The 14,041-nt window shown below is 31.4% G+C and carries 13 protein-coding genes; 12 read left to right on the plus strand and 1 reads right to left on the minus strand.

Annotation, left to right across the window (positions count from 1 at the left end; genetic code table 11):
• Positions 1 to 39: 39 nt before the first annotated feature.
• The gene (locus ACM6UH_RS07250) at positions 40 to 1,431 is read right to left on the minus strand and encodes a glycine--tRNA ligase (RefSeq protein WP_002483167.1); all 1,392 of its coding nucleotides are present in this window, start codon (positions 1,429 to 1,431) and stop codon (positions 40 to 42) included.
• A gap of 325 nt (positions 1,432 to 1,756) precedes the next feature.
• Here ACM6UH_RS07250 and ACM6UH_RS07255 point away from each other — a divergent pair, with 325 nt between their 5' ends.
• From ACM6UH_RS07255 to ACM6UH_RS07310, 12 genes are all read left to right on the plus strand, one after another.
• Positions 1,757 to 2,401, plus strand: a complete 645-nt coding sequence (locus tag ACM6UH_RS07255; RefSeq protein WP_075345136.1) for a helix-turn-helix transcriptional regulator — start codon at positions 1,757 to 1,759, stop codon at positions 2,399 to 2,401.
• A gap of 14 nt (positions 2,402 to 2,415) precedes the next feature.
• Complete coding sequence (locus tag ACM6UH_RS07260; RefSeq protein WP_011303005.1) at positions 2,416 to 3,237, plus strand: pyruvate, water dikinase regulatory protein; 822 nt, start codon at positions 2,416 to 2,418, stop codon at positions 3,235 to 3,237.
• A 46-nt stretch (positions 3,238 to 3,283) separates the two neighbouring features.
• Positions 3,284 to 5,068, plus strand: a complete 1,785-nt coding sequence (gene dnaG / locus ACM6UH_RS07265; protein ID WP_011303006.1) for a DNA primase — start codon at positions 3,284 to 3,286, stop codon at positions 5,066 to 5,068.
• A gap of 141 nt (positions 5,069 to 5,209) precedes the next feature.
• Positions 5,210 to 6,316, plus strand: coding sequence for an RNA polymerase sigma factor RpoD (gene rpoD / locus ACM6UH_RS07270; protein WP_011303007.1), 1,107 nt, complete (start codon positions 5,210 to 5,212; stop codon positions 6,314 to 6,316).
• A gap of 199 nt (positions 6,317 to 6,515) precedes the next feature.
• The gene (locus tag ACM6UH_RS07275; protein ID WP_011303008.1) at positions 6,516 to 7,193 is read left to right on the plus strand and encodes a tRNA (adenine(22)-N(1))-methyltransferase; all 678 of its coding nucleotides are present in this window, start codon (positions 6,516 to 6,518) and stop codon (positions 7,191 to 7,193) included.
• Positions 7,194 to 8,297, plus strand: coding sequence for a Nif3-like dinuclear metal center hexameric protein (locus tag ACM6UH_RS07280; protein WP_047503917.1), 1,104 nt, complete (start codon positions 7,194 to 7,196; stop codon positions 8,295 to 8,297).
• A 341-nt stretch (positions 8,298 to 8,638) separates the two neighbouring features.
• The gene (locus tag ACM6UH_RS07285) at positions 8,639 to 9,979 is read left to right on the plus strand and encodes a DEAD/DEAH box helicase (protein ID WP_011303010.1); all 1,341 of its coding nucleotides are present in this window, start codon (positions 8,639 to 8,641) and stop codon (positions 9,977 to 9,979) included.
• 9 nt (positions 9,980 to 9,988) lie between these two features.
• Positions 9,989 to 10,879, plus strand: coding sequence for a deoxyribonuclease IV (locus ACM6UH_RS07290; protein WP_011303011.1), 891 nt, complete (start codon positions 9,989 to 9,991; stop codon positions 10,877 to 10,879).
• 156 nt (positions 10,880 to 11,035) lie between these two features.
• Entirely contained in the window at positions 11,036 to 11,809 is a 774-nt protein-coding gene (locus tag ACM6UH_RS07295) for a metal ABC transporter ATP-binding protein (protein WP_011303012.1), read from the plus strand.
• The gene (locus ACM6UH_RS07300) at positions 11,806 to 12,666 is read left to right on the plus strand and encodes a metal ABC transporter permease (RefSeq protein WP_041080610.1); all 861 of its coding nucleotides are present in this window, start codon (positions 11,806 to 11,808) and stop codon (positions 12,664 to 12,666) included. The genes ACM6UH_RS07295 and ACM6UH_RS07300 overlap by 4 nt, the downstream gene beginning before the upstream one ends.
• Positions 12,656 to 13,069 carry a Fur family transcriptional regulator gene (locus tag ACM6UH_RS07305; protein ID WP_002483178.1) on the plus strand — a complete coding sequence of 138 codons (414 nt, stop codon included), beginning with the start codon at positions 12,656 to 12,658 and terminating at the stop codon, positions 13,067 to 13,069. Before ACM6UH_RS07300 ends, ACM6UH_RS07305 begins: the two co-directional genes overlap by 11 nt.
• 278 nt (positions 13,070 to 13,347) lie before the next feature.
• Complete coding sequence (locus tag ACM6UH_RS07310) at positions 13,348 to 13,947, plus strand: superoxide dismutase (protein ID WP_011303014.1); 600 nt, start codon at positions 13,348 to 13,350, stop codon at positions 13,945 to 13,947.
• The last annotated feature ends 94 nt before the right edge of the window (positions 13,948 to 14,041 follow it).

The following is a 14,041-nucleotide window of genomic DNA, read 5'->3' on the forward strand; positions in this document are numbered from 1 at the left end:
TTTAAGTTTTATTTGATTTTGAATATATCATTCTTAAAATTAAAATTTAACTTTTTCAGCTAAGAATGATTTTAATTCAGTGATTGGCATACGAACTTGCTCCATTGTATCACGGTCACGAACTGTAACCTTTTCATCTTCTAAAGAATCAAAATCAAAAGTGATACAGTATGGTGTTCCAATTTCATCTTGACGACGGTAACGTTTACCAATTGATTGTGATTCATCAAAATCAATTGCAAAATCAGCGCTTAATTCTTCGAACACTTTAATTGCATCGCCTGATAATTTTTTACTTAATGGTAATACAGCTGCTTTATATGGTGCAAGTGCAGGGTGGAAGTGAAGTACTGTTCTTGAATCTTTGCTTCCTTCGACTCCTTCTTCATCATAAGCATCACATAAAAATGCTAAAGTAACACGGTCAGCACCTAATGAAGGCTCTATACAGTAAGGGATATATTTTTCTCCTGTTTCTTGATCGTGATATTGGAAATCTTCACCAGAATGTTCACTATGTTTTTTCAAGTCAAAATCCGTACGACTCGCGATACCCCAAAGTTCACCCCAACCAAATGGGAAACGATATTCGATATCAGTAGTCGCATTTGAATAGTGAGACAATTCATCTGCATCGTGATCACGTAAACGCGTTGCTTCTTCGCTTAAATTTAAATCTTTAAGCCATTGACTCGCGAATGTTTTCCAATAATTTTGCCATTCAATTTCTTCACCAGGTTTACAGAAGAATTCCAATTCCATTTGTTCGAATTCACGTGTTCTAAAGATAAAGTTACCAGGCGTAATTTCATTACGGAATGATTTACCGATTTGTCCTATACCAAAAGGTAATTTTTTACGCATAGTACGTTGTACATTTTTATAGTTAACAAAAATACCTTGTGCAGTTTCAGGGCGTAGGAAAATTTCGTTAGTAGAATCTTCAGTAACCCCTTGGAAAGTCTTAAACATAAGGTTGAATTGACGAATATCAGTCCAATTCGCTGTGCCACTTACAGGACAAACGATACCTTCTTCATCAATAATGCGTTTCATTTCATCAAAGCTTAAACCGTCAGCGACAAAGTTTTCGTCACCTTTTTCATTTAACATGTAGTCTTCAATGATTTTATCTGCACGATAACGAATTTTACTATCTTTGTTATCGATCATCGGATCATTAAAATTACCTAAATGACCTGATGCTTCCCAAGTTTTAGGGTTCATTAAAATTGCAGCATCAATACCAACATTATATGGTGATTGTGTAATGAATTTTTGCCACCATGCCTTTTTAACATTATTTTTTAATTCGACACCAAGTGGGCCGTAGTCCCATGTATTTGATAGACCACCATAAATGTCACTACCAGGGAATACAAAACCTCTATGTTTTGCTAATGAGACGATTGTTTCCATATCTTTTGTCATTAAATATAACTCTCCTTTTTTACATAAAAACGCCCCAAGACACAGAATAAGCCAAAAAGTTTAATCTATATCTTGGGACGAGTTAATCTTTTTAATCACATATGTAATATATGTGTTTATTTACTAGATTCATGTTAACCCGCGGTTCCACCCAAATTAGTGTGTACACTCGCTTTTAACTATCATTTAATTTTAGCCATTGTTACTTGTTAAGCTTTCACCATCCTTAACTCGCTTTAAGTCTAATTTTAATGTATTGATAGTTTATAAGCAAGTAAATATATGTATTTGTAGCAATTAAAAATTCAATGTATAATTAAGAAGAATGAATAAAGGGGTGAGTGTTATAGAACTAAGTAAAAGGCAACAACAAATAATTGAAATAGTAAAGAGTAATGGGCCTATTACAGGAGAACATATTGCTGATCGTCTGAGCTTGACTAGAGCTACATTGCGACCGGATTTAGCCATATTAACAATGTCTGGCATATTAGAAGCTCGACCACGTGTAGGTTATTATTATTCTGGCAAACCTCAGAATAAATTAATTGCGGATGAATTGAAGCAATATGTTGTGAAAGATTATGCGTCTCACCCTGTCGTCGTTAAAAGTGAGACGTCAGTTTATGATGCAATTTGCACCATATTTTTAGAAGATGTCAGCACATTGTTTGTTATTAATAGTGATGGTGACTTTATGGGTGTTTGTTCTCGTAAAGATTTACTGAGAGCTTCTATGATTGGTGATGATATACATACAATGCCAGTTAATATTATTATGACACGAATGCCGAATTTGAGTTTTGTACTTGAAGGTGAGAAAGTCATACATGCAGCAAATCTTATGATCGAAAAAGAAATTGATTCATTACCAATTGTAGTAAAGAAAGATAATGATAAATATGAAGTTAAAGGTCGTATTTCTAAAACTACGATCACTAAAATCTTTGTATCCTTACTAAATGAATAGGTGGTTTTAAGTAAATGAAAAATATTCAAATAATCGTGGCATCCGACTCAGTAGGTGAAACAGCCGAACTTGTAGCAAGAGCTTGCATTTCACAATTTAATCCTAAACAATGTGAAAGTGAAATAAGTAGGTATCCCTATATAGAAGCACTAGAAAATGTGGATGAAGTGATTTCAGTAGCAAAAGATACCGAAGCGATAGTGGTATATACACTAGTTAAACCAGAAATTAGAAAATACATGGAAGCGAAATTAGCAGAATTTAAAATTAAAGCAGTGGATATTATGGGGCCACTAATGAATATTTTATTAGATCAAATAGATGAAAAGCCGTATTTTGAACCAGGTTTAGTCCATCAACTAGATGAAGCTTATTTCAAAAAAATTGATGCAATTGAATTTGCAGTTAAATATGACGATGGTAAAGATCCAAAAGGTTTATTCAAGGCTGACATTGTATTGTTAGGGATTTCAAGAACGTCTAAGACGCCGTTATCACAATATCTAGCACATAAAAGTTACAAAGTTATGAATATTCCAATCGTACCTGAAGTAACACCTCCAGATGATTTATTTAATATAGATTCTTCTAAATGTATCGCTTTAAAAATTAGTGAAGAAAAATTAAATAGAATTCGTAAAGAAAGACTCAGACAACTTGGCTTAGGTGAAAGTGCAAGATATGCTACTGAACAACGCATAGAAGAAGAGCTGAATTATTTCCATGAATTAGTTGATAAAATTGGTTGTCCTATAATTGATGTTTCAGATAAGGCTATTGAAGAAACAGCAAATGATATTATCAGTCTTATTGAGCAAAATAATTTCAAAAATTAACGAAAACAATTATAATAGTATGACTAATGTTTAATAGGTGATAATATTGAGAATCGATCAATCCACGATAAATGAAATAAAAGATAAAACGGATATACTTGATTTAGTTAGTGAGTATGTGAAGTTAGAGAAGAGAGGACGCAATTATATAGGTTTGTGTCCTTTTCATGATGAAAAAACACCCTCATTTACAGTTTCTGAAGATAAACAAATTTGTCACTGCTTCGGTTGTAAAAAAGGTGGTAATGTTTTTCAATTCACACAAGAAATTAAAGATATCCCATTTACAGAAGCAGTAAAAGAATTAGGTGAACGTGTAAATATTAAAGTTGAAACCGATCAAAGTTATGCTAATCAAGACAATGGGCATCAAGTCGCTTCAGATGATTTAAAAATGATTGAAATGCATGAATTAATGCAAGATTATTACCATTACGCACTGAAGAAAACTGTTGAAGGTGAAGCGGCATTAAATTATTTAAAAGAACGTGGTTTTACAGATGAATTAATAGATGCAAGAAAAATTGGTTATGCACCTAATAATGCGCATTTCTGTCATGATTTTTTAAAGAAAAAAGAATATGACATTGAACTAGCTTATGAATCTGGTTTGTTGTCACGAAATGAAGAGAATTTTAGTTATTATGATCGATTTCGTGATCGTATCATGTTTCCATTAAATAATGCACAAGGAAGAACTGTTGGTTATTCTGGTAGAACATATACAAATCAAGAGCCAAAATATTTAAATAGTCCAGAAACACCCATATTTCAAAAGCGAAGATTACTTTACAATGTAGATAAAGCAAGAAAATCAATACGTAAAAATGATGAAATTATTTTATTAGAAGGCTTTATGGATGTAATCAAATCAGATCAAGCAGGATTGAAACAAGTTGTTGCTAGTATGGGTACACAGATTTCAAATGAACATATTGCCTTTATAAAGAAATTAACAACAAATGTCACTTTGATGTTCGACGGTGATTTTGCGGGTACTGAAGCTACTTTGAAATCAGGACAGGCTCTATTACAACAAGGCTTTAACGTCTTTGTAGTACAACTTCCTAAAAATATGGACCCTGATGAATATATTGGTAAACATGGCGCAGACGCTTTTAATTATTATGTTGAACATGAGAAGAAGTCCTTCATCATTTACAAAATTCACACGCATCAAGACGAAATAGAAAACAATGATCTAGCATATGAAAGATATTTAAAAGAGATAACTAATGATATTTCATTTATGCAATCAACGATTTTACGCAAAAAAATATTGCAAGAAGTATCTGAATTGTTTAAAGTTAGCTTGGATAGTCTAAATAATGAAGTAGGACAGCAACAAGATTATTATCAACCACACAATTATCAAATACCCACTGTTCCTGAATTTAATAATTTGAGCAAACATGAAAAAGCAGAACGTGCTTTATTAAAACATTTTATGAACGATAAAGACACTTTCTTGAATTATCATAAATTACTTCAAACAGAGGACTTTACAAATCAATATTTTAAGCGTATATTTAATGTTTTACATGAGTTTTACTCTGAAAATGATACGTTTAATATTAGTGATGTGTTACAGTATATCGATATCAATGAAATCAAAGAAGCATTTATATCATTAGATAATTATATGATAAATGAAGAACCTTATGAATATGAGATTGACGATTATATAAATACACTGACATCTAATAGAAATGAAGAAACGATTGAATCGCTTAATCAAAAGTTGCGGGAAGCTTCAAGGTTAGGTGATTTAGAACTGCAAAAATATTATTTAGAAAAAATTGTAAATCACAATAAAAATAGAATGAATTAATTTTTTATGTATTTGTCTGTATATTTATTTATATGGGGTTGCTAAAATGTATACTAAGTAAATATTTTGAGTAGATTTCACTAATTTTATCTATAAAAATATTTTGATATCAATTTGATATTATATTCGGGAGGCCATTTCATGTCTGGAAATAACGTTAAAGTTAAAAAACAAACGATTGATCCATCTCTAACTTTAGAAGATGTAAAAAAACAATTAATTGAAAAAGGTAAAAAAGAAGGGCACCTTAGTCATGAAGAAATTGCAGAAAAACTGCAAAATTTCGAAATGGATTCTGATCAAATGGACGAATTATTTGATCAATTAACTGATAATGACATAAGTTTAGTTAATGAAAAAGATAGTTCAGATAAAGATTCCAAATTAAATCCAAATGATTTAAGTGCACCTCCAGGCGTAAAAATAAATGATCCAGTGCGTATGTATTTAAAAGAAATCGGACGAGTAAATTTATTAAACGCTCAAGAAGAAATTGAATTGGCGAAAAAAATTGAGCAGGGCGATGAAGTTGCGAAATCTCGATTAGCTGAAGCCAATTTACGACTTGTAGTAAGTATTGCTAAAAGATATGTAGGTCGTGGCATGCTTTTCCTTGACCTTATTCAAGAAGGTAATATGGGTTTAATCAAAGCAGTAGAAAAGTTCGATTTTAATAAAGGATTTAAATTTTCAACTTATGCAACTTGGTGGATTCGTCAAGCAATCACTCGTGCGATTGCTGACCAAGCACGTACAATTCGTATACCGGTACACATGGTAGAAACAATTAACAAATTAATTCGTGTTCAAAGACAATTATTACAAGATTTAGGTAGAGATCCTGCACCTGAAGAAATAGGGGAAGAAATGGATTTACCACCAGAAAAAGTAAGAGAAATCTTAAAAATTGCTCAAGAACCTGTATCACTTGAAACACCAATTGGTGAAGAAGATGATAGTCATTTAGGTGATTTTATTGAGGACCAAGAGGCTCAAAGTCCTTCTGATCATGCGGCCTATGAATTGTTAAAAGAACAATTAGAAGATGTCTTAGATACATTGACGGACCGTGAAGAAAATGTACTACGCTTACGTTTTGGTTTGGATGATGGACGTACGCGCACATTAGAAGAAGTAGGTAAAGTATTTGGCGTTACTAGAGAACGTATTCGTCAAATAGAAGCAAAAGCGCTTAGAAAACTAAGACACCCAAGCAGAAGTAAACGTCTAAAAGACTTTATGGACTAACAAGTAATATAAACATAAATTGGAAACCACACGTTATTGTGTATAAATTGTTAAAGCAATGACTGACTGATTTCTAAATTCACTCACGCTAAGTATTTTGAAATCAATTTATCTTTGTAGGGGGCGGGCATACGAAATCTAATTACATTTTTAGATTTCAATCCCGCTCCTTTTTTACATATATCAGAGGAGTAACAATATGATTCCATTAAATCAGAGATTAAAAAAAGTAAGTACTTTTATTCAAGGTAATTGTTTAGCTGACATTGGATCAGATCACGCCTACCTACCAATTTATGCCATTGAAAATCATTTAATTGATTCTGCAATTGCTGGGGAAGTGATTAAAGGACCATTTGATGCGTCTATTCGCAATGTACGAGATTATAAACTGAGTCATGAAATTGATGTTAGGCTCGGAGATGGCTTAACTGTTATAAGACCCGAAGACCATGTCACTTCTGTATCAATTTGTGGCATGGGTGGTCCATTAATCGCTAAAATATTAAATGAAGGCACTGAAAAATTAGAAAACAAACCTAGACTGATATTACAAAGTAATATTCAATCTAGTGCAATACGTGAGCAACTATTAAAGTTAAACTACACTATAATCGCAGAAGAAATTTTGGAAGAAAAAGGTCACATCTATGAAATACTTGTTGCTGATTATAATAATCATTGTGAACCTATGACTGAACAAGAAATAAAATTTGGCCCAAAATTACTCCAAAATAAAACCCCATTATTTTATAAAAAATGGAAACGCGAACATGACGCATTGTTAAAAATAAAAAGTAATTTGAATCCAAATGTACATACAGAACGTTTAAGAGAAATTGATAAGGATATTAATTTAATTAATGAGGTGATTTAAATGAACATAGAAAATTTACTGAATATCATTAATAAGCATGTTCCATTTGCTTCTGCTGAATCTTGGGATAATGTAGGATTGTTAATTGGCAATAAAAGCGCAACGATTTCAGGCATTATGACTGCACTTGATTGTACTGAAGAAGTAGTAGATGACGCATTAAAAAATCACTGTAATACCATTATTTGTCACCATCCACTTATCTTCAAAGGAATCAAACAAATAACACAAGATGATGGTTATGGTGCAATTTTAAGAAAATTAATTAAACATGATATGAATGTCATTGCACTACATACAAATTTAGATGTTTACCCTAAAGGCGTTAATGCAATGCTTGCCAATAAACTTAAGTTAAATCATCAACGTATTTTAAATCCTGAGTTACGCTCCTATTATAAAGTTCAAGTCTTTATTCCTAAAGAAAATTTAATAGACTTTAAAAATAAATTAAGTGAAGCAGGATTAGCAGAAGAAGGGGATTATCAATATTGTTTCTTTGAAACCCCAGGAAATGGACAATTCAAACCGATTGAGGGTGCCAATCCGCACATTGGTGAATTAGACCAAATTTCATCTGTTGAAGAATATAAATTAGAATTTATGATTGATTATAATCAGAAACAACTAGCTCAACAACTTATAATGCAACACCATCCATATGAAACACCTGTATTTGATTTTATAGAATTACAAAAAGAAGCAGATTATGGCTTGGGAATGCTTGGTGAATTGGAAGAAACGATGAATACAATGGCATTTGTAAACCATGTGAAAACGAATTTGAAAATGCCTAGTGTTAGATTTACAGGTAATTTAGATGCAGACATTAAAACAGTAGCAATTATTGGTGGTTCAGGTATTGGATTTGAATTTGACGCTATAAATAAAGGTGCAGATATATTTGTAACAGGAGACATAAAACACCATGATGCTTTAGATGCAAAAATCGCAGGTATGAATCTATTAGATATTAATCATTACAGTGAATATGTAATGAAAGAAGGTTTATGTGAGTTATTAGTAGATTGGTTAAATAATGAAACAGAAGATTTTAAAATTATAGCGTCAAAACTTAATACAGATCCCTTCAACTATCTATAATTAAAATTTTAAAAATTTATAGGTTATCTTAAACCAAAATATGCCCGAATCAATAGAAACAACAAATAGTAAAATACTATATGAATTATTAGGGATACTTTTTTATGGTAGATACACTAAATAAGTTAATAAGTGGTTGAGATATAAATAAGTATCTCAACCATTTTAAATGCTGTAGAGTAAAAAGTAAGATTGTTCTGCGAAATTATTTTGATAAGGTGCGTATTTCTCTACAAAGACTACTTAAAGGTTCAAAGTCAGATTCCAAATCAATAATTTAGTTCAAAATTATAGTGTTTTGCTTTATAATAGACAAGATGAAGATTTAAGGAGGCCAAGACATGGCAAATCACCCATTTGAAAAATTTAATTTAGAAGCAGGTCTTATAGATGCTGTGAAAGATTTGAATTTTAATCAACCGACTGAAATACAGACACGTGTCATACCAAAGATAATTAAACAAGTGAATTTAATTGGTCAATCACAAACAGGCACAGGAAAATCACATGCGTTTTTATTACCATTATTAAATTCAATCGATACAGACTATAAAGAACCACAAGCAATAGTTGTTGCACCAACACGTGAACTAGCACAACAACTATTTGATGTAGCAAGTCATTTAACAAGATTCAAAGAAGACGTATCTGTAAAACTCTTCATTGGCGGCACAGATATCGAAAAAGATCGTAGCCGAGTTAAGAACCAACCGCAACTTATCATAGGCACACCAACTCGAATTAACGATTTAGCTAAACATGGGGATTTACATGTACACTTAGCTTCTTATTTGGTGATTGATGAAGCAGATTTAATGATTGATTTAGGACTAATAGATGAAGTGGATTACGTAGCAACAAGACTAGATGAAAATGCACATATTGCAGTATTTAGTGCAACTATTCCTAAGTCATTGCACCCATTTTTAAATAAATATTTAGAAAATCCAGAATTTGTAGAAATTGAAAACACAGAAAAAAATAAGAAAAATATCGAATTTTATTTAATACCTACAAAAGGTGAAGCAAAAATAGAAAAAACACTAAAACTGATCGATATATTAAATCCATATTTATGTATTATATTCTGTAACAGTAGAGATAGTGCAGATGAATTAGCAAAACAATTAAATGCTGCTGGTTTAAAATTAGGGATGATTCACGGTGGTCTTACACCTAGAGAACGTAAACAACAAATGAAAAGAATTAGAAATTTAGAATTCCAATTTGTGATTGCAAGTGATTTAGCTTCACGTGGTATAGATATTGACGGTGTAAGCCATGTAATTAACTTCGATGTGCCTAATGATATTGATTTCTTTACACATAGAGTTGGACGTACAGGACGTGGTCAATACAAAGGTGTAGCAATTACATTGTACAGTCCTGATGAAGAGCATAATATTGCATTAATTGAGCAAAGAGGTTATAAATTCGAAAATGTAGATATCAAAGACGATGAATTAAAACCAATAAAAGCGCATAATATGCGACAAACGCGTAAAAATAAAGACGATCACTTAACAAATCAATTGAAATATAAAGTTAAAACGAATAAGAAAAAAGTAAAGCCAGGCTATAAGAAAAAATTCAAAAGAGATTTAGATGATTTAAAACGTAAGGAACGTAAACAATTTAGTAAACAGAAAAGTCGTCAAGATAGAAAAAATAGAAAAGGATAGGTGAATTTTATGTTATTAGGATCACATGTATCTATGAATGGTAAAAAAATGTTAGAAGGTTCAGCTGAAGAAGCACATAAATTTGGCGAATCTACTTTTATGATTTACACGGGTGCACCTCAAAATACTAGAAGAAAACCTATCGAAGAATTAAATATTGAAAAAGGTCATGAGATAATGAAAGCACATGGTCTTTCCAATATTGTTGTTCACGCACCTTATATTATAAATATCGCAAATACTGTTAAACCCCATGTCTTTGAATTGGGTGTAGAGTTTCTTCAAAGTGAAATCGAAAGAACACAAGCACTTGGTGCACAAGATATTGTTTTACACCCAGGCTCTCATGTAGGAGAAGGTACAGATGCTGGTATTAAAAAAATTATAGAAGGTTTAAACGAAGTTTTAACGAACGATAATAATGTAAGAATTGCATTAGAAACGATGGCTGGAAAAGGTTCTGAAGTAGGTAGAAACTTTGAAGAGCTAGCAAGAATTATAGATGGTGTAAACCATAATGATCGTTTATCGGTTTGTTTCGACACATGTCATACACATGATGCTGGCTATAATGTTAAAGAAGATTTTGATGGTGTACTAAATGAATTTGATAAAATTATCGGTGTAGATAGAATTAAAGTAGTACACGTCAATGATAGTAAAAATGATATTGGTGCACATAAAGATAGACACGAAAATATCGGTTTTGGATATATTGGCTTTGATGCATTAAATTATGTCGTACATCATGATACATTTAAAGATATACCTAAGATATTAGAAACACCTTATGTAGGTGAAGATAAAAAAAATAAAAAACCACCATATAAATTAGAAATTGAAATGTTAAAACAGCAAAAATTTGATGAAGATTTAAAAAATAAAATATTACAACAATAATGTTTGTTTAAAATTAAACTAATATATTGAATTGAGTAAGCGTAAGTATCCTAGATATAAAATAGGCTATTTGTGCTTACTCTTTTTTGTTAATTCGGAAACATTACTATTTACATATTGGGTTCGACGTTGTATAGTATAGAACGAGGTGAAAACATGACTACACCAGTATTCGAATTAAAAAATATTGATTATTATTTTGATAACAAACAAGTACTTGAAAATATAAATATAAAAATTAATCGAGGAGAGTTTGTTGCAATTGTAGGACCCAATGGTGCTGGAAAATCAACACTATTGAAAATTATCCTAGGGTTATTACCTATCCAAAAAGGTCAAATATATGTGGATGGAAAAGATTATAATGGCAAACAATCATTGTTAAAAATAAGTTACGTCTCACAAAAAGCACAAGCCTTTAAAGCGGGGTTCCCTGCAAGTGTTAAAGAAGTTGTGATAAGTGGTCTAACTAAACGTAAAAGACTGTTTCAATGGTTCAATAAAAAAGATGAGAGAAAAGTAGAAATTGTATTAAAAAGACTGAATATAGAACATTTAATAGATAAAAACATTGCTGAATTATCCGGAGGACAACAACAACGCGTCTTAATAGCTAGAGCACTTATAAGTGAGCCTTCGGTATTAATTTTAGATGAACCGACCAGTGGTATTGATGCAAAACATGTTAGTGAATTTTATGAAACGTTGAAAAGACTCAAAAATGAAGGCGTAACAATTATACTAGTAACGCATGATATTGGTGTGGTTGCCGATACAGCTACAGAGGTTGCATGTCTCAATAAACATTTACATTTCCATGGAACAACAGAAGCATTTAAATCTCTAGACGAAGTAGAAATTTCAAAAATTTATGGTCATCCAATACAATTTGTTGATCATCAACATAGTAGGGAGTGTTGTTCATCATGATAGAAGCCCTACTGAATTTTGATTTTATGAGATATTCACTTATCAGTGGTATATTAATTGGTTTCATTGCACCACTTATTGGTGCTTTTATCGTTGTTAGAAGATTGTCACTCATTGCCGATGCACTCAGTCATGTTACACTGGGAGGTATTTCCTTTGGCATGTTCATTATAACGGTGATACCAGCATTTGTATTTATTAACCCAATGTGGTTTGGTATTTTATTTGCTATTATAGGCGCTTTACTTATAGAGAATTTAAGAACATCTTATAGTAATTATCAGGAAATTGCGATACCTATCATCATGAGCGCAGGTATTGCATTAAGTGCTATCTTTATATCACTCGCTGATGGATTTAACCAAGAAATAGTTGGGCTATTATTTGGTTCAATCAGTGCTGTTACATTAAGTGATTTATCAACTATTATCGTGATTGTAGTTATCGTACTCATATTTATTTTCTCATTTTATAAAGAACTATTTATATTATCGTTCGATGAGGAATATAGTAAAGTAATTGGAATTCCAAAATGGATACAATTTTTATTTATAATTATCGTTGCAATGGTAATTTCTGCTTCTATGCGTGTTGTAGGCATATTATTGGTAAGTGCTTTAATTACGTTACCAGTAGCAGTTTCAATGCGAATAACTAAAGGATTTAAACAATTAATTATATTGAGCGTGATTATTGGAGAGTTTTCTGTTATCGCTGGACTTGTTCTAGCATTTTATATGAATATATCTCCTGGCGGTGTAATAGTAGTACTACTTGTACTTATTTTAGCAATAACGATGATGTATCAAAGATTAAAAGTAAAATCGATTAAAGGAGTTGCTAAAGATGAAGACTGAAGAAGCTATTGGCATTATTAAAAATCATGGACACAAATATACAAATAAAAGACGTGAAATGATTGATATTTTTGTAGAAGAAGATAAATACATCAATGCAAAAATAATACAACAAAAAATGGACAAAAATTACCCTGGCATTTCATTCGATACAATTTATAGAAACTTACATTTATTTAAAGATTTAGGTATTGTAGAAGGTACTGAATTAGATGGAGAAATGAAATTCAGAATTGCATGTACTGATCATCATCACCATCATTTTATTTGTGAATCCTGTGGCGATACAAAAGTAATAGATTTTTGTCCAATTGATCAAATTAAAGCATTTTTACCAAAAGTAGATATTCACACACATAAATTAGAAGTTTATGGCATATGCGAATCGTGCCAAAAAGCATAATATATGAGTAATTGATTTAATGTAAAACGTGACAAATTCATTCTTTCTACAAGCTTATCTCTTTTTAAACATAGGTCATTAGTATGAATTAAAGTGAATTTTTAAAATTGTTTGATAAACATGTTTAAATAAGCTGTTTTTGAGATATACTAATAGAGTAACTAAAGATAACAAATACTATATTATGACATTACAATTAATGTTTAAGCATATTAATTGTTGTCATCATTAATAATTGTTATGCTTTATTTAAAGATTAATTAGGAGGATGATTATTTATGGCTTTTGAATTACCAAATTTACCTTATGGTTTTGATGCATTGGAACCACACATTGATAAACAAACAATGGAAATTCACCATGACAAACACCATAACACTTATGTAACTAAATTAAATGCAGCAGTAGAAGGAACTGATTTAGAATCTAAATCAATCGAAGAAATTGTTGCAAACTTAGACAGTGTTCCAGAAAATATTCAAACAGCTGTTCGAAATAATGGTGGTGGACACTTAAACCACTCACTATTCTGGGAATTATTAACTCCAAACTCAGAAGAAAAAGGTACTGTTGTTGATAAAATTAAAGAACAATGGGGCTCTTTAGATGCATTTAAAGAAGAATTTGCTGACAAAGCAGCAGCTCGTTTCGGTTCAGGTTGGGCATGGCTAGTTGTGAATAACGGTAACTTAGAAATCGTTACAACACCTAACCAAGATAACCCATTAACTGAAGGTAAAACACCAATCTTAGGATTAGATGTTTGGGAACACGCATATTACCTTAAATACCAAAATAAACGTCCAGACTATATTAGTGCTTTCTGGAATGTTGTTAATTGGGAAAAAGTTGACGAATTATATAACGCTGCAAAATAATTGCGCGGACGATTATGACGGCCTTTTCAAAGGTCGTCATTTTTTTAACTAAAATAATAGAAATATTGACTGATTTCATATATCATTTGTAGTG

This window comes from Staphylococcus sp. LKG4-2 (assembly GCF_050955665.1).
Taxonomy (GTDB): domain Bacteria; phylum Bacillota; class Bacilli; order Staphylococcales; family Staphylococcaceae; genus Staphylococcus; species Staphylococcus saprophyticus.